The sequence below is a fragment of the Phocaeicola paurosaccharolyticus JCM 15092 genome (genome assembly GCF_000613805.1).
Lineage (GTDB): Bacteria > Bacteroidota > Bacteroidia > Bacteroidales > Bacteroidaceae > Phocaeicola > Phocaeicola paurosaccharolyticus.
Genome location: NZ_BAJR01000025.1, coordinates 27356 through 48702 on the forward strand (window position 1 = coordinate 27356; position 21347 = coordinate 48702).

Annotated in this window: 18 protein-coding genes, 2 tRNA genes and 1 pseudogene; 12 read left to right on the forward strand and 9 right to left on the reverse strand. The window is 35.5% G+C overall.

What is annotated here, in order from left to right; translation table 11 throughout:
- The first annotated feature begins 172 nt into the window (after positions 1–172).
- Complete coding sequence (locus JCM15092_RS10445; RefSeq protein WP_024994615.1) at positions 173–5623, forward strand: alpha-2-macroglobulin family protein; 5451 nt, start codon at positions 173–175, stop codon at positions 5621–5623.
- A 169-nt stretch (positions 5624–5792) separates the two neighbouring features.
- Here the strand turns inward: JCM15092_RS10445 and JCM15092_RS10450 are convergent, their stop codons facing one another.
- Entirely contained in the window at positions 5793–6209 is a 417-nt protein-coding gene (locus tag JCM15092_RS10450; protein ID WP_024994616.1) for a hypothetical protein, read from the reverse strand.
- A gap of 282 nt (positions 6210–6491) precedes the next feature.
- On the opposite strand from JCM15092_RS10450, the gene JCM15092_RS10455 reads away from it, so the two are divergent.
- Positions 6492–7568: a DUF1573 domain-containing protein gene (locus JCM15092_RS10455; RefSeq protein WP_024994617.1), complete on the forward strand. Its 1077-nt coding sequence runs from the start codon at positions 6492–6494 to the stop codon at positions 7566–7568.
- Positions 7569–7570: 2 nt separating this feature from the next.
- Positions 7571–8674 carry a methylmalonyl Co-A mutase-associated GTPase MeaB gene (gene meaB, locus JCM15092_RS10460; RefSeq protein ID WP_024994618.1) on the forward strand — a complete coding sequence of 368 codons (1104 nt, stop codon included), beginning with the start codon at positions 7571–7573 and terminating at the stop codon, positions 8672–8674.
- Between the two features lie 64 nt (positions 8675–8738).
- Here meaB and pfkA read toward each other — a convergent pair whose 3' ends face one another.
- The 3 genes from pfkA to cmk are packed head-to-tail and all read right to left on the reverse strand — an operon-like array spanning position 8739 to position 11346.
- Positions 8739–9719 carry a 6-phosphofructokinase gene (pfkA, locus tag JCM15092_RS10465; protein ID WP_024994619.1) on the reverse strand — a complete coding sequence of 327 codons (981 nt, stop codon included), beginning with the start codon at positions 9717–9719 and terminating at the stop codon, positions 8739–8741.
- 59 nt (positions 9720–9778) lie between these two features.
- Positions 9779–10660: a 4-hydroxy-3-methylbut-2-enyl diphosphate reductase gene (locus tag JCM15092_RS10470; RefSeq protein ID WP_024994620.1), complete on the reverse strand. Its 882-nt coding sequence runs from the start codon at positions 10658–10660 to the stop codon at positions 9779–9781.
- Positions 10657–11346 (reverse strand): (d)CMP kinase, encoded by a 690-nt coding sequence (gene cmk, locus JCM15092_RS10475; RefSeq protein WP_024994621.1) that lies wholly within the window; start codon positions 11344–11346, stop codon positions 10657–10659. Before cmk ends, JCM15092_RS10470 begins: the two co-directional genes overlap by 4 nt.
- Before the next feature lie 175 nt (positions 11347–11521).
- Here cmk and JCM15092_RS10480 point away from each other — a divergent pair, with 175 nt between their 5' ends.
- The 8 genes from JCM15092_RS10480 to JCM15092_RS10515 all read left to right on the forward strand — a co-directional run bounded on the left by JCM15092_RS10480 (position 11522) and on the right by JCM15092_RS10515 (position 16719).
- A complete protein-coding gene (locus tag JCM15092_RS10480) occupies positions 11522–12208 on the forward strand; it encodes an energy transducer TonB (protein WP_024994622.1) in 687 nt (228 codons plus the stop codon).
- 71 nt (positions 12209–12279) lie between these two features.
- The gene (locus JCM15092_RS10485) at positions 12280–13257 is read left to right on the forward strand and encodes a polyprenyl synthetase family protein (RefSeq protein WP_024994623.1); all 978 of its coding nucleotides are present in this window, start codon (positions 12280–12282) and stop codon (positions 13255–13257) included.
- Complete coding sequence (locus JCM15092_RS10490) at positions 13254–14039, forward strand: TatD family hydrolase (protein WP_024994624.1); 786 nt, start codon at positions 13254–13256, stop codon at positions 14037–14039. The genes JCM15092_RS10485 and JCM15092_RS10490 overlap by 4 nt, the downstream gene beginning before the upstream one ends.
- A gap of 157 nt (positions 14040–14196) precedes the next feature.
- Positions 14197–14284: transfer RNA gene (locus JCM15092_RS10495), tRNA-Ser, on the forward strand.
- A gap of 76 nt (positions 14285–14360) precedes the next feature.
- Entirely contained in the window at positions 14361–15158 is a 798-nt protein-coding gene (locus tag JCM15092_RS10500) for a MotA/TolQ/ExbB proton channel family protein (protein ID WP_024994625.1), read from the forward strand.
- A gap of 5 nt (positions 15159–15163) precedes the next feature.
- Positions 15164–15622: a hypothetical protein gene (locus JCM15092_RS10505; RefSeq protein ID WP_024994626.1), complete on the forward strand. Its 459-nt coding sequence runs from the start codon at positions 15164–15166 to the stop codon at positions 15620–15622.
- Between the two features lie 39 nt (positions 15623–15661).
- The gene (locus JCM15092_RS10510) at positions 15662–16255 is read left to right on the forward strand and encodes an ExbD/TolR family protein (protein WP_024994627.1); all 594 of its coding nucleotides are present in this window, start codon (positions 15662–15664) and stop codon (positions 16253–16255) included.
- The gene (locus JCM15092_RS10515) at positions 16255–16719 is read left to right on the forward strand and encodes an ExbD/TolR family protein (RefSeq protein ID WP_024994628.1); all 465 of its coding nucleotides are present in this window, start codon (positions 16255–16257) and stop codon (positions 16717–16719) included. The genes JCM15092_RS10510 and JCM15092_RS10515 overlap by 1 nt, the downstream gene beginning before the upstream one ends.
- A gap of 148 nt (positions 16720–16867) precedes the next feature.
- Here JCM15092_RS10515 and JCM15092_RS10520 read toward each other — a convergent pair whose 3' ends face one another.
- Genes JCM15092_RS10520 through JCM15092_RS10530 form a run of 3 tightly spaced genes read right to left on the reverse strand, consistent with a single transcriptional unit; the run spans position 16868 to position 18896 of the window.
- On the reverse strand, positions 16868–17536 hold the full coding sequence (locus tag JCM15092_RS10520; protein WP_024994629.1) for an RluA family pseudouridine synthase: 669 nt from the start codon (positions 17534–17536) through the stop codon (positions 16868–16870).
- 9 nt (positions 17537–17545) lie between these two features.
- Positions 17546–18292, reverse strand: a complete 747-nt coding sequence (fabG, locus tag JCM15092_RS10525; protein WP_024994630.1) for a 3-oxoacyl-[acyl-carrier-protein] reductase — start codon at positions 18290–18292, stop codon at positions 17546–17548.
- 19 nt (positions 18293–18311) lie between these two features.
- A complete protein-coding gene (locus tag JCM15092_RS10530) occupies positions 18312–18896 on the reverse strand; it encodes a TetR/AcrR family transcriptional regulator (protein ID WP_024994631.1) in 585 nt (194 codons plus the stop codon).
- Between the two features lie 230 nt (positions 18897–19126).
- Between JCM15092_RS10530 and JCM15092_RS10535 the strand changes: the two genes are divergently transcribed.
- A tRNA-Met gene (locus JCM15092_RS10535) sits at positions 19127–19199 on the forward strand.
- 603 nt (positions 19200–19802) lie between these two features.
- Here JCM15092_RS10535 and JCM15092_RS10540 read toward each other — a convergent pair.
- Both JCM15092_RS10540 and msrA read right to left on the reverse strand, forming a co-directional pair.
- Positions 19803–20693 (reverse strand): alpha/beta hydrolase, encoded by an 891-nt coding sequence (locus tag JCM15092_RS10540; RefSeq protein WP_024994632.1) that lies wholly within the window; start codon positions 20691–20693, stop codon positions 19803–19805.
- A 44-nt stretch (positions 20694–20737) separates the two neighbouring features.
- Positions 20738–21244, reverse strand: a pseudogene (gene msrA, locus JCM15092_RS15800) (peptide-methionine (S)-S-oxide reductase MsrA); the annotation flags it as partial.
- Positions 21245–21347 lie beyond the last annotated feature (103 nt).

Sequence of the window (21347 nt, forward strand, 5' to 3'; positions counted from 1 at the left end):
TTAGCTAGTGCTTTTAAATAATTTTATCTGATTAATATGAAACCATATTACAATAATTGCTTAATTTGTTAGCAGTAATATTAATTACACTATTATGAGACACCCTTTTTCAATTTTATTTATTTCATTGCTGATATTCTGCACAAGTAGCTTTGCTCAAAGCTATGATAAGATGTGGCGTAATATTTCAGAGTATCAAAAGAAAGACTTGCCACAGTCTGTTATAAATCAAGCTTATGTCATATTTGATAAGGCATGTCAGGAAAAGAACAGCTCACAGATAATAAAGTCTTTTCTTACTGCAATGCAATATAGAGAGGAGATATCAGCTGATAGTTTGAATAAAGATATAACATCACTTGAGAAGCTTGCTTCTGAGTCTAGCAAAATAGAAGAGAAAGCGTTGCTGTATTCTATTCTAGCTAGGATTAAGTCAGACTCAGATCCGGACAAAGCCTTAGTGTATATAGTTAACTCTATGAGAGATGCTTCCAAAGTAGTAGAACTCTCAGGTGATACATATAAGCCCATAATCAAAAGCGGAGATATTAGTGAAAAATACTTCAAGAATAATTTGTTGCATATAATAGCTGATATTAATCTCAAGAGCATTAATAGAATGAATAACTCATCCTGGGATAGGAAGAAAATATTAGACTATAAAATAAATAGTATCTCAGATTTCGAAAAACTAGAGATTGTACCCAGCTCTGATAAGGATCTTTCAAGGCAATATTTAATAATATATCAGACTCTTCTTCGTCAATATAAGAGGATTGGCATGGTTGATGCCTGGATAATAACTGCTTCAGACCTTCTTAATGAACTGAAATACTATGTCAAAGGATATAATGATTCTAATGTATCTAATAGCCTGGAAAAACTTATTAAGGAGAATTCTCAGCAGGTCTCATCTGCATATGCTAGCTCTATATTGATAGACAATAAATATTCTAATGAAGATTATGTAGAGGCATTGAAGCTGATAAGAAGCACTGTCGCTGAATATCCTGGATATGTAAGGATTGGATATATAAAAGATAGAGAGAAAGATATACTAAGTGAATCATTATCTGCCTCTACAAATAATCTCTACGCAGGAGTGGAAAATAAGTTGCAGGTTTCGTATCGTAATGTAACATCCATGAAGATGAATCTGTATAGCATGGACTCTTCCATTACACCTATAGATATCTATAATAACCCTGATACTCGTGATATAATAAAGAAGAAGGGTTCATTGGTAAATAGTAATGTCTATAATCTAACCAAATTCAATGACTATAAGTTTCATAATGAAGAGGTAGCAATTAGGATTGATAATCCTGGATTATATTATCTAGAACTCCAGACAGAGAATGGAGTAAAGGATGGTAGGATTATAACTGTTACTTCTTTTTTGCCATTTATTCAGGCACTTCCAGGAGATAAGACAAGAGTTGTAATTTTAGATGCATTGAATGGTAAGCCGGTTGAAGATGCTGATTTCAATATCTATTCAGAGAGTGCTGAAAAAAGAAAACTTCAGCTGTTCAAAAAAATAAAAAGTGGTTCTGATGGAATAATATACATTGATTCAAACCGTGAATTTAGGAAATATAATATAACTAAGGGCAAAGACATTTCTATGGAACTGACCAACTTCAACTCTGATGTATATAGAAGTTTTACTGACTATAAGAAAGAGAGGGTAGCTCTATTTACTGACCGCTCTATATACAAGCCTGGTCAAACAGTAAATTTCAGTGGATTTGCATATACTCAAGTTGATGATTCAAGTAAGGTGTTGCCGTTGAAGGAGTATGAAGTCACTCTTTCTGATGCTAATCATGTAGCTATAAGCTCTATAAACGTTACTACTGATAAGTATGGAGCATTTAGTGGCCGTTTTAATTTGCCAAATGCATCACTTAATGGACGTTTCTGTATTAAGGTTATATCATGTGAGACATCTTTTATGGTAGAGGAGTACAAGAGTCCCTCTTTCCAGGTTGAGTTTATGCCAATAAAGGAGTCATTTGCTATAGGAGATACTGTGAATGTAGTTGGTTATGTAAAGACCTTATGGGGAATAGCTTTGCCAAATGTTTCTGTGAAATATAAGATAAGCAATGCACCACTCTATATGAGAAATGCTGAACCAATAGAAGAGAAAGAGATAAAGAGCGATGAAAAGGGCTATTTTTCTATTCCTATAACTATTAGTGAGAATGAAGATAAACTTTCAAAATATTGGTATAGGCAATATGTTTTATCTGCTGTTGCTACAGATAAATCGGGTGAGAGTGTTGAGAATAGTATTTCCATCCCTTATGGGTCATCATCTTTGGTTATTGACTGTGAAGGATTAAAAGATATAGTATTAAAAGAGAGCAGTGACAGTGTTGTATATAGAGTGAAGAACTTATCTGGAGAGGAGATTGATTCAAAAGTGTTGCTGAAACTCTATAAAATAAGAGAAGAGGGTAAAGATTCACTCCTTGTATTAGATAGAACAGAAAAAGCGAATGTTAAATTAGATATGGACTGGGCTAAGAATTTGCAGAGTGGTAGATATAGAATAGTTCTTCAATCTTTTGATAGCAATAACAGAGAGGTTCAGTATAGTAATAATGTCACATTGTTCTCAAAGAGTGATAGCCGCCCACCAATTGATAGCAACTTTTGGATATATGATGATGGTGCTGAGGGCTCACTATTATCTTTTGGAACAAGTAAGAAAGATGCAGATATTTATTATAGCATTTTAGCTAAAGACAAGATTATTGAGGATAAGGTATACTCGGTATCTGATAGTATAATTAATATGGATTGCAGTTACAAAAAAGAGTATGGAGATGGAGTTGAGATAAGCATTGCATTTGTAAAGGATGGTAATATATATACCTATAGTAAGGAGATTGTAAAACCGTATCCTTCAAAGGAACTATTACTGCGTTGGGAGACATTCAGGGATAAACTTCAGCCAGGAAAGAAGGAGGAATGGAAATTAGAAATAACATATCCCGATGGAAAAGCTGCAGATGCACAACTGATGTGTACAATGTATGATGCCTCTTTAGATGAGATATATAAAGATAGATGGAACTTTGGCATTTTCTATACAAGGGATATATATAGATATCCATTTAGTTCTTTCCAAGGTGAGTCATGTTTCTTTAATATTGCCGAGAATGTATCATATAACAGAGACTACAGACAAGAGTTTTCATATCTTGATCTCCCTTACATTAACGGTAATGAAAGAGTCTTTTCTCCTGTAAGATATGAAAAATCTGCAATGGGTGTTTCTATGTTATCAGTTAATAAGATGGATATGTCATCTATGATGAAACCTAAAGCTATCATGTCTCGTTCTGGAGATGAATCTACTGTGACAGTACGCAAAGATTTTTCGGAGACTGCATTCTTCTATCCACTTATGAATACTGATAAGAATGGAGTAGTAAAAATCTCCTTCACTTTACCTGAGTCTCTTACTAAATGGCACTTTACCGGATTTGCACATACCGAAGATGTATATTCAGGTTTGATAGATGCAGACATTGTGTCGTTTAAAGATTTTATGGTAAGACCCGAGCTTCCTCGTTTCCTTAGAAGTGGGGACAGATGTGTAATTCCTGTATCGGTTACCAACCTGAAAGATAGAGTGGCTAAAGGTGATTTGTCGATTGAAATGATTGAGCCTGCAACAAATAAAGTTGTCTTCTCTTCAGTTCATGAGTTTGACGTTCATGAAGGTGATATGAAAACTTATCAGTTTGAATACACAGTTCCTGAGAACTATTCAATGCTTATCTGTCGTATCATAGGTAAATGCAAGAAGTTCTCGGATGGAGAACAGAACTTTGTGCCTATTTTATCGGATAAAGAGATGGTTACAGAGTCTGTTCCAATGATAATGTCCGACAAGGGCAAATACAATTTCAGCGTTACACCATCGAAGGATAAAAAGATTGTTCTCGAGGTAACAGCCAATCCTATATGGCATGTAGTTCAGTCGATACCTGGTATTATAACTCCAAGGGATAATTCAGCTTATTCATGGGCAACTTCGTTATATGCGTCTTTTGTAAATGAGTATATTCTGAAAAATAATCCTGCTATTCATAATCTATCATCTGCATATAAATCTACACCTGAGGCTGTCCAGGATGATATGGTGTTAAGTGAACTGCAGAAGAACCAGGAGTTGAAGGAGATTATTCTCTCTGAGACACCTTGGGTAGCTCAGGCCAATAAAGAGGAGAGCCAGAGAAAAATGCTCTCTCAGATTGCTGATCTGAACTTTATCAATTATAACAGAGAGATAGCTGCACAGCATCTTTCTGATCTTCAAAATAATGATGGTAGCTGGAGCTGGTATAAGAGTATGAGCGGAAACATATCTGTTACATCTGATATACTGGAGGCTTTGGTTAGGATAAAGATACTAACAGGTGAAGAATTTAGTGGTGAAATCAATAGGATGTATCTTTCCGCATTTAATTACCTTAAAGATGAGGCTGAGAAATGTTACAAAAATGATATAAAGAAGAGTGGAAGTGCAGCAGAGGGATATGATATGCCACAATGGTTAGTTAAGTATCTTTATCTTTCAAATCTTGACAAGTCATTGAAATATGATGAAAAGGTTAATTCGTATTTCATAGACAAACTTAAAGATAGTGCTTCATCACTTGATATATACCAGAAGAGCCTTGCCGCTGTTATATTCTATAAATCGGGTGCTAAGAGTGATGCAGAGGACTTTATAAACTCTCTTCTTCAATATACTAGATATACAAAAGATATGGGAAGATACTTTGATACAAAGAAGGCAAAATATACCTATTCTTCGAATATTATCCCTTCAGTGGTAAGTACTATAGAGGCTCTTAAACTTTCTTCAGGTAAAGAAGATTATATAAGTCAGATGAAACAGTGGCTTATTGCTGTTAAGGGTATACAGAGTTGGAGTTCCAATATGGCAATCACAAATGCTATTTATGCATTGCTTGGTGATGAAGATGTGACTTCTGATAAATCAGGAAGTGGATTTATAAAGATTAATGTTGGCAAAGAAAGTTTTGTTGTTGATAAAAATGTACCTCTGGGATATATAAAGAGAGATATTGTCAATAGTGTAAGCAACATTAGTATAGAGAAAACATATCCTGGACTTAGCTATGGAGCTATTTATATGCAAGGATTAGAGAAGGTAGATACATTAAGAGAAGCTTCAACAGGACTTTCTATTAAAAGACGTCTCTATCTTGGTGATAAAGTGATAGATGAGAATACTGTTCTTAAAGTTGGTGATGTGATAAGAGTACAACTGATAATAGATTCACCTGCTTATATGGACTTTGTTCAGATAAAGGACCCTTTGTACTCATGTATGCAGCCAAGAGAACAGCTATCTTCTGTATTATGGAGTGATGGAATGCTTTACAACAAGCAGGTTAGAAATGCATCTGTGAATCTATTTGTTGATAAACTAGGCAAAGGTATTCATACCTTAAGTTATGATGTATATATAACCAAGAGAGGCACTTTTAAATCAGGTCTGACAATTGCTGAATCTGCATATTTTCCTATGCTAAGATCTTTTTCTTCATCACAGACTTTAAATGTTGAGTAGTTAGCTCCTATATATAAAAAAGATGAATCCCGGAATATTATTTCCGGGATTCATCTTTTTATGCTAAACCATTAATTGTCAAAAAAGAAAAGGATACAATTAAATTTCTTTCTAAGATTTAAAATTAATGGTACTTATATCAGTAATATTATCAATTAATGATGCAAAATTAGTTTGCTCTTCTCATAAAGAAATATTGTCCATATGCTCCATCTACGAAATCATCGTAAGAGTTGTACCAAACACCGGAGAATGTTCTTGAACCTGCTTCAGCACCCTCAATATATGCATAAGATCCATCATTAATAAAATGAAGTTCCATAGTTGTGTCATATTTATATCCGGTTAGCCAACGCCATTCAAACACAAGGTAGTCTGTTGATGTACCTATTGTACCTTGATGATTTTGATTGAAAGTCATTATAGTTCCACTTCCCCATACATCTGCACCGAAGTCAATATTTTCCTCAGTGTACCATGTTCCAGGCAGGTTATATTCCAACTCCTCTTTATCATCGCAAGAACTCATTGTGAATAGCATCATAGTAGCTATTAAAACGAATAGATGTTTGCTAAATGTTTTCATATTTTTTAATTATTGTAATCTGTTGTGCTGCAAAGATATATTAAAAAATTAACACAAAATGCGTTTATTGAATAAAATGTTATTCACTATTTTATATCTTATAAATAAGCATGACTCTTCTTGCATAACTAAAGTCCTATTTAATAAAGCTATTGTTTAGTGAATAGTACATATTATATATAATTAGAATAATATAGTTTTTTGTAGGAAAGTCTTTAATGAATAAGTTCCTCTTTTAAATGAAATATATTTATCTTTGCTCTAAGCAAATAAATGATAAATATGAAATATCTACTCTCTATATTTACAATAATTTCTCTGAGTACATCAACTGCAATAGCCCAAGCAAAAATAGATTTTGATAAGAAAGCATATGATTTGGGTGAAGTACTATGGAAGAAACCTGCTACAGCTACATTCTCAATAACGAATAGCGGCGATAAGCCTCTTGTTTTGTCAAATGTTACCTCATCTTGCGGATGTACAGTTGTTGATTGGACAAAAAGTCCTATCCTTCCTGGACAGAGCGGCACTATCTCATCTACTTTCGATGCTAAATCTTTAGGTCGTTTCAATAAGAGCATTGGTGTTTATTCAAATGCATCTAATATGCCAATATATCTTTCCATAAAAGGAGAAGTCACAACTGAAATAAAAGACTATTCAAATAATTTCCCTTATAAGATAGGTTCAATCCTAATGGATCGTGATGAGATAACTTTTGACGATATAAACAGAGGTGAGAGTCCGGTAGTGGAAATTAATCTGGCAAACAACTCAAATAAACCTTACTCGCCGGTATTAATGCATCTACCATCATACCTGTCGGCTAAAGCTGTTCCAGAGAGAATTTTACGTAATGAGACAGGAAAAATTATCATAACTCTAGATACGAGAAAACTAAAAGATTTCGGTCTTACTACAGCTCCTGTTTACCTTGCCCGATTCCCTGGTGATAAGGTAAGCCAAGAGAATGAAATTCCTGTTTCTATTGTCCTTCTCCCTAATTTCTCTAAGCTTAGTGAAGAGTTTAAGAATAATCCTCCTGCGATAAACATATCATCAATGGAGGTAAATATGGGTGTGATAAATTCTAAGCAGAGGAAAACATATACCATATTGTTGAAGAATAATGGTCACTCGGATCTTGAAATTAGAGATTTACAGGTATTTAATTCAGCTTTAGGTGTACAGTTGGATAAACGTGTATTGAAACCTAAAGGTGTGACAAGATTAAAGATTGTTGTGTTTGGGCGCAACCTCAGCAAAATAAAAGGAACACCTCGTATTTTGATGATTACAAATGATCCTAAGAATCCGAAAATAATAATCAAGGTGAAAACAACTCTAAAGCAATAGCTATGGAACATCCTGAAAACAATGATAAGTATAAAGGACTTGCAGTTAATGCCGGCATTGAGCAGCCATCTTTGGTTAACCCATATCTCAAAAAACGTAAGAGGATAAAGAGGACTGAGCTTTCTGTGTCGGACTATGTAGAAGGTATAACAAAAGGTAATATAACCATTCTTAGTAGGGCGGTAACACTTATAGAGAGCGTTCTCCCGGAGCATCAGTCATTGGCTCAGGAGGTTATTGAGAAATGCCTTCCTTATTCTGGCAATTCAATGAGAATAGGAATAAGCGGAGTTCCGGGAGCCGGTAAAAGTACCTCAATAGATGTTTTCGGAACTCATGTTCTTGAAAAAGGAGGAAAGTTGGCTGTGCTGGCTATTGATCCAAGCAGTGAACGCTCTAAAGGTAGCATTTTGGGTGATAAAACGAGAATGGAGACTTTATCTGTACACCCTGATTCATTTATACGTCCTAGCCCTTCAGCAGGATCATTAGGTGGTGTAGCTAGGAAAACTCGTGAGACCATAATACTTTGTGAAGCTGCTGGCTTTGATAAGATCTTTGTTGAGACAGTGGGTGTAGGGCAGAGCGAGACAGCGGTTCATTCAATGGTTGATTTTTTCTTACTTATACAACTTGCGGGAACAGGCGACGAACTTCAGGGTATCAAGAGAGGTATAATGGAGATGGCCGATGGCATAGTTATAAACAAGGCTGATGGAAGCAATATTGAGAAAGCAAAATTGGCAGCCAATCATTTTAAGAATGCATTACATCTTTTTCCTACTCCTGATTCTGGATGGGAACCTAAAGTCCTTACATACTCAGGTTTCTATGGATTAGGAATAAAGGAGATATGGGATATGATATACGAATACTTTGATTTTGTGAAATCAAATGGATACTTCGAATATAGAAGAAATGAACAAGCCAAATATTGGATGTACGAGACAATAAATGAGCATCTCCGTGACAGCTTTTATAATAATGATACTATAAAGTCTATGCTTGCTGAGAAGGAAAATGATGTACTAAGTGGAAAGCTTACCTCATTCATTGCAGCTAAAGATCTTCTAGACAGATATTACAAAGAATCATTTGGCAAATAATAGTCATGAGAAAGCCCGAAAGTTTACTTTCGGGCTTTCTCATATTTATTGTAAAACGTATTTATCAGATTGATAATTCACGCAAAACATTTACAAGTTCTTTATCAATAGGTTTGTCATTCTTGATGGCTTTAGTGAATGGTACATATACGATTTTATCGTTTTCGATACCTATCATAACATTTCTTTGTCCTTCCAGTAGAGCCTGAATACTTGCCACACCCATTCTGCTTGCAATTATTCTATCGTGTGCAGTAGGGCTACCACCTCTTTGCAGATGTCCCAATATAGTTACACGAACATCATATTGAGGATATTCATTTTTTACACGTTCAGCGTAATGCATAGCACCTCCTGTCAATTCGCTCTCTGCTACAAGTACTATACTACTACTTTTAGATTTACGGAATCCATTTTTTATGAACTCTTCCAATTGGTCTACTTCTGTGCTGAACTCAGGTATGATAGCAGCTTCCGCTCCAGCAGCAATAGCTCCGTTCAAAGCAAGGAATCCTGCATCTCTTCCCATCACCTCAACAAAGAAGAGACGTTCGTGTGAAGTAGCTGTATCTCTTATCTTATCTACAGCATCAAGTATCGTATTCAAAGCTGTGTCATATCCAATTGTAGTGTCTGTTCCATAGAGGTCATTGTCTATTGTACCGGGTAGGCCTATACAAGGAACATCAAATTCTTGAGCGAATATTCTTGCACCGGTAAGTGAACCATCTCCCCCAATTATAACAAGAGCATCAATCTCCTCTTTCTTCATGTTTTGGTAGGCTAATTCTCTTCCTTCAGGAGTTGTGAACTCAACGCATCTAGCTGTCTTAAGGATTGTTCCACCAAGTTGTATAATATTACTTACATTCTGAGTCTTAAATTCCTGAATTTCTCCAGTAACCAATCCTTTATACCCACGATAAATACCTTTCACTTTCAGCCCATTATAGATTGCTGCTCGTGTAACCGCTCTAATAGCAGCATTCATACCTGGGGCATCACCTCCAGAGGTCAAAATTCCAATACATTTTATAGTTGCCATATGTATCTTATTGTTTTAAGTCCCAAAGATAGCAAAAAGCTAAATAAAGGAATTGATTTTTATTTTTTTATATTTGATAAATCCTCAAGGATTGCCTCTTTGCACCTCTCCATTAACCATTTAGGTGTAGATGTTGCACCACATATTCCGACAGATTTAACACCTTCTAACAAAGATCTGTCAATTTCTTCAGGGCCATCAATTAAGTAAGAGTTCTTGTTAATTTTCTTGCATTCGTTGAACAGAATTTTTCCATTAGAACTTTTTTTCCCGCACACGAAAAATATAAGTTCGTGTGAAGCTGCAAAATCTCTAATGTTAGGCATCCTGTTTGCAACTTGTCGGCATATCGTATCATAATATTCAAAGGTTGCAGGTGGGATTATATTCTTCTTAATGTACTCTATTATCAGCCAGAATTCATTAAGTGATTTTGTAGTCTGTGAATATAGTCTTATATCTCTTGTAAAGTCCAATGATTCAGCTTCCTTAAGGCTCTCAATAACTATAGCCTCACCTTTTGTCTGCCCCACAAGTCCCAATACCTCTGCATGTCCGCTCTTTCCATAAATAACAATCTGAACATCTTTATCTTCTACAACCTGATCATCAAATTGTTTTTTTATTCTCTTCTGTAATCTGAGAACAACAGGGCATGTGGCATCTATCAGCTTAATATTATTCTTTTTTGCAATTTGATAAGTTGATGGAGGTTCACCATGAGCTCTTAGAAGAACTTTAGCATCATGAAGCTTTTCAAACATGTTATGATCTATTGTAATAAGTCCCATTTCCTTAAGCCTTTCACACTCTTGTCCATTGTGAACTATATCTCCAAGGCAGTATAAGACCTCACCTTGGGCAAGCTCCTCCTCTGCTTTGTTTATGGCCGTAGTTACCCCAAAACAGAATCCTGATCCTTTATCAATTTCAACATTCATACCTTAGCCACCTCTTTATATTTATTGAGAAGCCACTCTTTCTGTTGCTCTATAGTGATATTTGAGTTATCCAGAACTATAGCATCATCAGCTTTTCTTAATGGGCTTACCTCTCTATGTTCATCAATATAGTCTCTCTCAATTACATTTTTTAGAATTTCATCAAATGAAGCCTCCTGATTTTTCTCTTTCAGCTCATCATATCTCCTCTGTGCTCTAATCTCAGGCGATGCTGTAACAAAAATCTTTAGTTCGGCATCAGGGAAAACTACAGTACCTATATCTCTTCCGTCCATTACTATCCCTTTTTCTTTGCCCATCTGCTGCTGTTGTCTTACCAACTCTTCACGGACAAAGGCAAGGGTCGCAATAGGACTTACATGTGACGAGACCTCCATGCTGCGTATCTTATCCTCAACTACGACTCCATTAAGGCAAGTAAGTGGTTTCTTGCTCTGCTCATCCAGGATAAATGAGATTTTTATACTATCAAGAAGTCCTTTTAATCTTTCTGAATCAATCTCATTACCTTTGAATATATTGTTTTTAAGAGCAAATAGTGTAACACATCTGTACATTGCTCCACTATCTATATATATGTATCCAATTTCTTTGGCAAGATCTTTTGCCATTGTACTCTTGCCACATGATGAGTATCCGTCTATTGCAATAGTTATTTTATTCATAAATTAATATGCTTAATTAATTTTTTTCAAAGATAGATAAAAGTTCAATCAGCATTAAAGTAATAAAATAAAATAAAATGAAATTGATTATTTTTAGAATAAGATATATTGGACATTAAAATAAAATAATTACATTTGCTAATAGAGAACACACTTTAATTTATAATAGAAACATATGGAAGTCAAAAAATCTCCTAAAGCAGACCTTGAAAGTAAAAGAAATACTTGGCTGCTTATCGGAATTATCTTATCTCTAGCCATAATGTTTGTTGCGTTCGAATGGACTGAGCGTGATAAGAAGATTATGACTGATTCAGGTATCTCCGAAGTCGTTTTTGAAGAAGAAATTATTCCAATCACAGAACAAGAACAGAAACAAGCGCCTCCTCCTCCAGACGCTCCGAAAATAGAAGAAGTATTGGAAATTGTAAAGAATGATGCTGATGTCGTTGAGAGCTCAATTCAAGCATCTGAAGAGACTGGTAAGGCTGTAGAAGTTAAATACGTAGCTGCTCCAGTAGTACAGGAGGAAGAACCTGAAGAACAACAGATATTTCAGGTTGTAGAAGAGATGCCGGATTATCCAGGTGGTATGGCTGAATGTTTGAAATTCTTAAGTAAGAATATTAAATATCCAACAGTTTCACAGGAAAACGGTGTTCAAGGTAAGGTTATAGTGCAATTTGTTGTCAATAAAGACGGTTCAATAGTAGATCCAGTTGTTGTACGTAGCGTTGACCCATATTTGGATAAAGAGGCTCTTCGTGTAATAAAGATGATGCCTAAATGGAAGCCAGGTAAACAACGTAACAAACCAGTTAGAGTAAAATATACAGTGCCTGTAACATTCAAACTACAGTAATTGTAAATGAATATATAAAAAGGCTGCCATTAAGCAGCCTTTTTGATTTAATCACATTTTATATATAAATTATGATATTTAAAGTCTCATATCTTACAGAGAAAGTAAACGAATATATCAATTCGTTGGCTTACAATCATGCGCCTAATGAATTATATAATCCTATAGATTATGTACTGGAAGTAGGAGGGAAAAGAGTTAGGCCGTTGCTTATGCTTTTGGCTTACAATCTCTATAAGGATGATATAGAATCTGTATTACCACAGGCTGCAGCCATAGAGATGTATCATAATCATACTCTTCTTCATGATGACTTGATGGATAATTCGGACATGAGAAGAAACAGACCTACTGTACATAAGGTGTGGGATGAGAATACTGCTATACTGTCAGGAGATACTATGCTTATTCTAGCATATAAGTATATGTGTGAATGTGATAAAGATTTCTTAGATCGTATATTACCTTTATTTACAATAACAGCCATCGAAATATGTGAAGGTCAGCAATGGGATATTCAATTCGAGACAATGGAAGATGTTACTATCGACCAATATATAGAGATGATTAGGCTGAAGACAGCTGTACTTCTTGCAGCTTCGCTAAAGATTGGAGCTATTAAGGCAGGTGCTTCTGATGAAGATGCTGATTCTCTATATCAGTTTGGCATAAATTTAGGCTTGGCATTCCAGTTACAAGATGATTATCTTGATGTCTATGGTACTCCTGAAACCTTTGGAAAGAGTATCGGTAACGATATAATAAGCAATAAAAAGACATTTATGCTTTTGTCTGCTTATAATAATGGCTCTGAGCAACAGAAAGCAGAGATACTTCGTTGGGTTAAAATGGATAACTTTGACCCTCAAGATAAGATAAAAGCAATAACAGCAATATACAATGAACTCAATATAGATAAACTCTGCTTTGAGAAGATTGATAATTACTTTGAGAAGGGGCTCGTTTTGCTTGACTCCATAGGTGTAGAAGAAAGCAAAAAGAGTGAGTTGAAAGATTTTGTTAAACGTATGATGAGAAGAAACGTCTGATGATTGATACCCATACCCATCTTTTTACAGAAGAGTTTGATAATGATCGCTATGAGATGGTGAATCGCGCTATTGAAGCAGGGGTGACTAAGTTGTTCATGCCAAATATAGATGTATCTTCATTACCATCACTGAAAAAAATGTGTGGAGAGTATAAAGGGGTATGTTACCCAATGATTGGTCTTCATCCTACAGAGGTGAGAGAGGACTATAAATCACAGCTAGATATTTTAGAAAAGGAACTTGCAAACAATTCAGATTACATAGCAATAGGTGAGGTGGGACTTGACTTATATTGGGACTCCACCTTCAAAGATGAGCAGATTGATGCTTTTCATACACAGATAGGTTGGGCAATAGACTCAGATTTGCCAATAATAATTCATAGCCGTGCCGCTTCGAATGAATTATATAATACACTTTTACCCTATAAGTCGACAAAGCTAAGTGGCATATTCCATAGTTTTGTAGGTGATAAGGCTGAGGCTGAAAGACTCATGGAATTTCCCAATTTCCTTTTTGGAATTAATGGAGTAGTTACATTCAAGAAGAGTACTTTACCTGAGGTGTTAGAAGATATACCTCTATCAAGAATTGTACTTGAGACAGATTCTCCATACCTTGCTCCAGTTCCTTATCGTGGAAAACGAAATGAGAGTTCATATATTATAGATATTGCAAAGAAACTGTCATTAATTTATGACACTCCTTTAAACGATATATCCTCTATAACGGATGATAATGCTTTAAGATTATTCAAAAAAGTTTCCGGAGTTTTATAAATGATATTATTTTTTATAACTATTTTGGTATAACTTTTTAATTAGCTAGTAATGAAAGGTAAAAAAGATACATTTGTATATTAAAACGCTTGTAGTTACCAAATTTCTTTGTAATTTGCATACGTTTTAAATAGAGATACAGAGGAATTGCTTCTTTGGAGAGATGCTCGAGTGGTTGATGAGGCACGCCTGGAAAGCGTGTATGCGCCTAAAGCGTATCGCGGGTTCGAATCCCGCTTTCTCCGCATACATTGATAGATAGAGAACAAAATAAATAGAATAAATATATCAATTAATTAATCTTAAAAAATTAGACACACAATGAAAAAGTTATTTGCAATTCTTGCAGTGATGGGAGTCCTTACTTTAGGATCAATTCAATCAGCAATGGCACAAGAACAAGCTGCTCCCCAAACAGAACAAGTTGCTCCAGCAGATGGTGATAACGCAGAACAAGCTGCAGTAGTAGAAGAAGGTGGAGGCCTTCATAAAGAGATTAAAACAAAGTTTATTGAAGGTAGTGCAGGCTTTATGTCATTGGTTGCTATCGCTTTGGTTGTAGGCTTAGCTTTCTGCGTTGAGAGAATTATTTATTTAAGTCTTGCAGAGGTTAATGCTAAAAAGTTGATGACTAAACTTGAGGCTGCTTTGGAAAAAGGAGATGTAGAAGGTGCTAAAACAATTTGCCGTAATACTCGTGGTCCTGTAGCTTCTATATGCTACCAAGGTCTTATGAGAGTTGACGAAGGCATAGATGTAGTAGAACGCTCTGTCGTTTCTTATGGTGGTGTTCAGGCTGGTTACCTTGAAAGAGGATGCTCTTGGATTACATTGTTTATTGCCATGTCTCCATCTTTAGGTTTCTTGGGAACTGTAGTTGGTATGGTTATGGCATTCGATAACATCCAAGCAGCTGGTGATATTTCTCCAACAGTTGTTGCAGGTGGTATGAAAGTTGCTTTGATCACAACAATCTTTGGTCTTGTTGCTGCTTTGATTCTTCAGACTTTCTATAACTACATTCTCTCTAAGATTGAAGCTTTAACAAGCGATATGGAAGACTCTTCTATCAATTTGCTTGATATGATCATGAAGTATAACCTGAAATACAAAAAATAATTAAAATGGCTAAATTATCATATAAAGTATCTTTCTATGTTTTATATGCCTTATTTGCTATTATTTTGATAGTTCTAGGTCTATTTTACTTCGTTGGATACAATAATACTATAGGTGAACTGACTGCACCTCAGCATACAGACACTCTTATATACTTGATGTATGCATTAATAATTGCTATTGTTGTAATTACAATTGCAGCTGGTCTTGCACAGTTTATAACTGCCTTAAAAGATAGCCCCAAAAGAGCACTTAAATCTTTATTAGGATTAGTTGTATTAGTTGCTGTTATTGCTATCTCATATGCTATTGGATCAGATGAACCAGTTACTGCCAATGGAATGCCTTATACAGATATATTTTGGTTGAAGATTACCGATATGTTTTTGTATTCAATATATATTCTTTTAGGCGCTTCTGTTCTGGCTACAGTAGTTAATATGCTAGGTATCTTTAAAAAATAATATTATTACATTGATTTTAATTTAAATAGAGTAAGTAAAATGGCAAGAAAGAAAAGAAATGTCCCTGGAATTAATTCAAGTTCTACAGCGGATATTGCCTTTATATTGCTTATCTTCTTCCTTATTACGACATCAATGGATACTGATCGTGGTCTTGCAAGACGTTTGCCGCCACCTCCTGAAAGGAATCAGACAAAAGATGATAATATTATTGTGAAGGAGCGTAATGTGCTTCAGGTACGTCTTAATAAAGACAACCAACTAATGTGTGGTACTGAGTACATTAGCATAGGGCAATTGAAAGATAAGGCAAAGGAATTCATTAAGAATGAACAAGACAGCCCAACTCTTCCGGAGAAACATCGAAAAAACATACCTTTATTAGGTGATGTTATGATTACGGAAAAGCATGTTATTTCAGTTCAGAATGACGTTGGTACTAGCTATCAAGCTTATATCAATGTCCAAAATGAACTTGTAGCTGCTTATAATGAGTTAAGAGATGAATTGGCTAAGGAAAAATTCGGAGGAAGAAAATATTTAGAATGTTCTGAGGATGAACAGAAAGCTATTCGTGATTATTATCCTCAGAAGATTTCTGAAGCTGAACCTAAAAAATATGGAGCTAAGTAATGGGAAAATTTAATAAATCAGGGAAACGTGGAATGCCTGAGTTGAATACTTCATCACTTCCTGACCTTATCTTTACATTGTTGTTCTTCTTTATGATTGTAACAACAATGCGTGAGGTAACTTTGAAGGTTCAATTTAGGGCTCCTCAGGCTACAGAGCTTGAGAAACTTGAAAAGAAATCTTTGGTTTCATTTATCTATATTGGTAAACCAACGCCTGAGTTTCAGGCTAAAATGGGTTCTGAAAGTCGTATCCAGTTGAACGATAAGTTCTCTGAAGTATCAGAAGTACAGGACTACATTACTCAGGAGAGAATGAACATGAAAGAAGAAGATCAGCCATTTATGACTGTTTCTCTCAAGATAGATAAAGATACAAAGATGGGTATTGTAACTGATGTTAAGCAGGCTCTGCGACAAGCATACGCTTTGAAGATTAATTATTCTTCTGTTCAACGTCAGTAATAAATTAGTTTATTTAAGCCTTTAAGGCATATAATAAAATAAAGGGTCGCCGCTTAGTGGTGACCTTTTTATCGTTATATAGGTTTAATGCCGGCATATTAAGCAATAATAAAGGGTAAACATTAATGTTTACCCTTTAAATATTTGATTACATATCAAATCCATTCCAAAGATTTCCTTCAGGGGTAGGAGCAACTATATCTATCTCTATCTTTGAGACCGGATGTGTGAACCTTACTCTTCTAGCATGAAGGCAGATACTTCCATCCGGATTAGATCTTTGAGCACCATACTTAAGATCACCTTTAATAGGGCATCCCATATTAGCAAGTTGACATCTAATCTGATGATGTCTTCCGGTCATCAAGTCCACCTCAAGAAGGAAGTAATTTTGAGAGTGACCAATCAACTTATAATGAAGCATAGCTTTTTTTGAATTTGCTACCTCTTTGTCATACGCATACGACTTGTTCTGTTTTTCGTTTCGTACCAGGTAGTTTTCAAGTAGAGCTTCTTCTTCTTTCGGACAGTTCTTTACAATTGCCCAATATGTCTTCTTGACCTCTCCATCTCGGAACATCTCATTTAGTCTGGCAAGAGCTTTACTAGTCTTTGCTAATACAACAATTCCGCTAACTGGTCTGTCAAGCCTATGAGGAACGCCTATAAAGACATTTCCTGGTTTGTTGTATTTCTCTTTTATATATTCCTTTACGATTTCCGATAGAGGCTTATCCCCAGTCTTATCTCCTTGAACTATCTCAGAAGCTGTCTTGTTGACTATAATGATATGATTGTCCTCGTATATAACTGTCATATAAACATATTACATGTTCATACCACCATCTACCTGAATCACCTGTCCAGATACATATGAAGATAAATCTGAAGCAAGGAATGTAGCTATGTTTGCCACATCTTCAGGAGTACCGCCACGACGAAGAGGAATAGTCTTCATCCACTCTTTGCGGACTTCTTCAGGAAGGGCCTCTGTCATAGCAGTTTCAATGAAACCAGGAGCGATAGCGTTTGCACGAATACCTCTAGAACCCATTTCCTGAGCAATAGATTTAGCTAAAGCGATAAGACCTGCTTTTGATGCAGCGTAGTTACACTGACTTGCGTTACCATGAACACCTACTACAGATGCCATGTTGATGATAGAACCACCTCTTTGACGCATCATGATTGGTGTACATGCATGTATGAAGTTGAATGCACTCTTTAGGTTTACAGCAATAACAGCATCCCATTGTGCTTCGCTCATCTTGAGCATTAATCCATCTTTTGTGATACCAGCGTTGTTAACCAAAATATCTATAGAACCAAAATCTTCTTTTACTTTATTAACTACCTCTTCAGTCTGAGTGAAATCAGCAGCGTTTGAAGCATAACCTTTAGCTTTTACACCAAAAGCAGCAATTTCTTGTTCGGTTGCTTTCCCATTTTCGTCAATAACTAAGTCTGTGAATGCAATGTTAGCTCCTTCAGAAGCAAATTTAAGAGCGATAGCTTTACCGATACCGCGAGCAGCACCAGTAATAAGTGCTGTCTTTCCTGTTAATAATCCCATTTTAATATAAGTTAAAAAATTATTTTCTACATAATGCGCCAAATATCATTTTTGAGGCATGTTGCCATGCTATTTTTTCGTCTAAGTCACGACCTATATTTCCTCTAATATAAGGAACTTCTATTCCTCGTATACTATAGTGAACAATCTCAGCGACGAATTTACTATCTTTTATATCAAAAATGTCTTTTTCTATGCCTTCATCAAGAATCTTCTTAATAAGTTCCATCTCTTTGGCATCAAAATTCTTTCTAACAGCCTCTACGCTCCATATATTCCTAAAGAAACCTGCGCGGAGAGTTCCGTTTCTGTAAACTACAGTCTTAATAGCATCAAGGTGTGTCTCAATCATCTCAACAATTTTTTCATCTGGGCTTATTGGCTTGAGTACCACTTGCTCCATAGCTTTCGACAACATCTCGAGTTCTGCTTCCACAACAGCCATGTATATGTCCTCTTTACTCTTAAAATAGGTATAGAGTGTTCTTCTACCTTTTTTAGATGCCAAGGCAATATCATTCATAGTTGTATTGTCAACGCCATTTTTTGCAAATAGCTGCCTTGCTGCATCAACTAATTTAGCTCTGGTTTTCGATACTGTCATTATAGTTTAAATTCTATGTTATACTATATAATAGCAAAAGTACATTATTTCTCATTCCCTGACAAGAAAAAAATATAGTTTCTTAAGGGTTACAAACTTTAACATATTTCTTATGTTCTATTAGTCAGAAGATTAGAATGATTTCTCTTTATAAGCGAGAAAATAATATCCTTATTGTTTGTTTTTTAATTAAAAACCCGTACCTTTGCATCCGTAATCAAAAACAATATCGCGGAGTGGAGCAGTTGGTAGCTCGTTGGGCTCATAACCCAAAGGTCGTTCGTTCGAGTCGAGCCTCCGCAACTAAATAAAGACAACTATCTGATAATTCGATAGTTGTCTTTTATTTTTAAGGCGGATGGAACAAAATGGGCTCACCCATTAACTTTGGATCATACCGAAATTCGGGTCAGCGGATATTTTAGGTTGTTTTCATTATCTTGATAAATTCTTTTCTTTGCCCTATGAAATCCGATAATATACTAAGAGATTTCCGATGAATCCCAAATAGTTTTTCATTTGCCGTCGCCGTCTGATAAGTTGCCGTTGTCAGCCATTCAGACGCCGTCGCCGTCTGAAAGATTAACGTTGCCGGCCGGAGATTACATCCTAAAAAAAGTTAGTTTAAAACCATTCTATAGAAGTTCGTTTCCTTCTTCTCAAATCCTAAAGATTGATATATTATGTTTGCCTCAATGCGTTTAGGCTTAGATGTGAGTTGAATCTCTATAGGCGACTCCTCTTTTGCTTTGCTTATTTGATGTGCTACTTGAAATAATCAGAATGAGTCAATAATGCTGATTCTGTTCTTTGACAAAAAAGATGATACACATATATTGTGTACCATCTTTGATATATTAATAATAAGCGTAAAAATCATTACGCAGATTATAGTTGATTCTGAAATTAAGGAATCATCTTCTTGTCGACAATCCATCCTTCTCTTTTTGAGAGTCCACAAGGAGCACCTGCAAACATCTTTTCAGCAGTCTTATCCCCTTTAAGTTGCCATAACAACCAGTTTGTAGCTACAACACCAAATTCACCTCCGTTAGGTTTACCATAAGTACCCCCATGTCCAACATTAAAGTTAGCTACAAATGCAGGTACATGATTTATTCTTTTGAAGTCATCCATTCCGTTTCCGTAAGCAATATCTGTCTCGCCTCCAAGTATGTATAAAATAGGAGTGTGAATAGAGTTAAGTTTCTCTTTCTTTGGCATTGGCATACCCTCTATTGCTTGGGTAGGATTTAGAAATAGTCCGCTATTGCAAATCATCACAGTCTTCAATCTTGGGTCTTGGCAGATGTCCAATGTCTGCAAACCACCGCAAGACATACCTGCTGCAGCAATTTTGTCAATGTTCAATTTCTGATAATAGATGCTGTTTTTGTTACTATTCTGAGCTATAGCCCAATCAATGGCATCTGTTAATAACTTAGAACTTGTCAACTCATGCTTTACCTCGCCTTCACCTGGCATAGGTCCGATGGCAACTACAAGAAAGCCATGCGATGCAATCTCGTTTAGGAAGTTGATATGCTCGTAAGGAGTGTTTGCACATGCTCCATTTCCCCATACCAGAATAGGGAGTTGTTGTGCAGGACCAAATTTAGATAAATCCTGAGGTTTGAAGATTGTGTGAGTAGGTAGTGATGAGTCACTAGCCATGATAGCTTTATAACTTCCGCTACCTCCATTATCAATAACTTGAGTACGAGAATCCTGAGCCTGTACACCATATGTTACTAGACATAGAGCACAGCCCAACATAAATTTTGAAAGTGTTTTCATAATAATAGAATTAAAATATAAGTGTCTCTTAAAGATTATTTTTTGTTTGCTTCGCGTGCAAATTTAAACAACTGTGGGTTAATATGGCAATATCCCGATGGGTTTTTGTCAAGATAGTCTTGATGATATAGCTCAGCATTGTAGAAGTTCTCTATCGGTTTGACCTCAATTACAATAGGTTTGCTGTATTTAGCAGATAATATAGAAATTGCATTGTCTATTATTTTCTTATCCTTGGTGTCTGTGTAGTATATTCCGGTACGATACTGTGTTCCTCTATCTCCACCCTGCTTGTTAAGACTGGTAGGATCTATTGTCTTGAAATATAGTTCTAAAAGTAATGATAAAGGCAATACATCAGGATTAAAAATAACCTTAACTGTTTCAGCAGCATTGGTCTTGCCTGTACATACCTCTTCGTATGTAGGGTCTTTTATCATGCTGTTAGCATACCCAACATCCGTTCTATTTACACCGTTAATCTGTTTCAGAAAATGCTCTGTACCCCAAAAGCATCCTCCAGCTAAATATATAACTGATTCTTTTTCCATAATGCTACTATTGCTATTTAATGAAAATAATAATGATAAAGTCAATAATATAAGTCTCATATTAATATATAATGTAAAATTATAGTATATGATGATATAATGT

Excerpts from the sequence above, each read along its gene's own strand:
- JCM15092_RS10485 (WP_024994623.1), top strand. The coding sequence starts at position 12,280 with ATGATATTTAAAGTCTCATATCTTACAGAGAAAGTAAACGAATATATC.
- JCM15092_RS10505 (WP_024994626.1), top strand. The coding sequence starts at position 15,164 with ATGGCTAAATTATCATATAAAGTATCTTTCTATGTTTTATATGCCTTA.
- JCM15092_RS10515 (WP_024994628.1), top strand. The coding sequence starts at position 16,255 with ATGGGAAAATTTAATAAATCAGGGAAACGTGGAATGCCTGAGTTGAAT.
- fabG (WP_024994630.1), bottom strand. The coding sequence starts at position 18,292 with ATGGGATTATTAACAGGAAAGACAGCACTTATTACTGGTGCTGCTCGC.
- JCM15092_RS10445 (WP_024994615.1), top strand. The coding sequence starts at position 173 with ATGTGGCGTAATATTTCAGAGTATCAAAAGAAAGACTTGCCACAGTCT.
- JCM15092_RS10530 (WP_024994631.1), bottom strand. The coding sequence starts at position 18,896 with ATGACAGTATCGAAAACCAGAGCTAAATTAGTTGATGCAGCAAGGCAG.
- JCM15092_RS10470 (WP_024994620.1), bottom strand. The coding sequence starts at position 10,660 with ATGAATGTTGAAATTGATAAAGGATCAGGATTCTGTTTTGGGGTAACT.
- pfkA (WP_024994619.1), bottom strand. The coding sequence starts at position 9,719 with ATGGCAACTATAAAATGTATTGGAATTTTGACCTCTGGAGGTGATGCC.
- meaB (WP_024994618.1), top strand. The coding sequence starts at position 7,571 with ATGGAACATCCTGAAAACAATGATAAGTATAAAGGACTTGCAGTTAAT.
- JCM15092_RS10520 (WP_024994629.1), bottom strand. The coding sequence starts at position 17,536 with ATGACAGTTATATACGAGGACAATCATATCATTATAGTCAACAAGACA.
- JCM15092_RS10455 (WP_024994617.1), top strand. The coding sequence starts at position 6,492 with ATGAAATATCTACTCTCTATATTTACAATAATTTCTCTGAGTACATCA.
- JCM15092_RS10500 (WP_024994625.1), top strand. The coding sequence starts at position 14,361 with ATGAAAAAGTTATTTGCAATTCTTGCAGTGATGGGAGTCCTTACTTTA.
- JCM15092_RS10480 (WP_024994622.1), top strand. The coding sequence starts at position 11,522 with ATGGAAGTCAAAAAATCTCCTAAAGCAGACCTTGAAAGTAAAAGAAAT.
- cmk (WP_024994621.1), bottom strand. The coding sequence starts at position 11,346 with ATGAATAAAATAACTATTGCAATAGACGGATACTCATCATGTGGCAAG.
- JCM15092_RS10510 (WP_024994627.1), top strand. The coding sequence starts at position 15,662 with ATGGCAAGAAAGAAAAGAAATGTCCCTGGAATTAATTCAAGTTCTACA.
- JCM15092_RS10450 (WP_024994616.1), bottom strand. The coding sequence starts at position 6,209 with ATGAAAACATTTAGCAAACATCTATTCGTTTTAATAGCTACTATGATG.
- JCM15092_RS10540 (WP_024994632.1), bottom strand. The coding sequence starts at position 20,693 with ATGAAAACACTTTCAAAATTTATGTTGGGCTGTGCTCTATGTCTAGTA.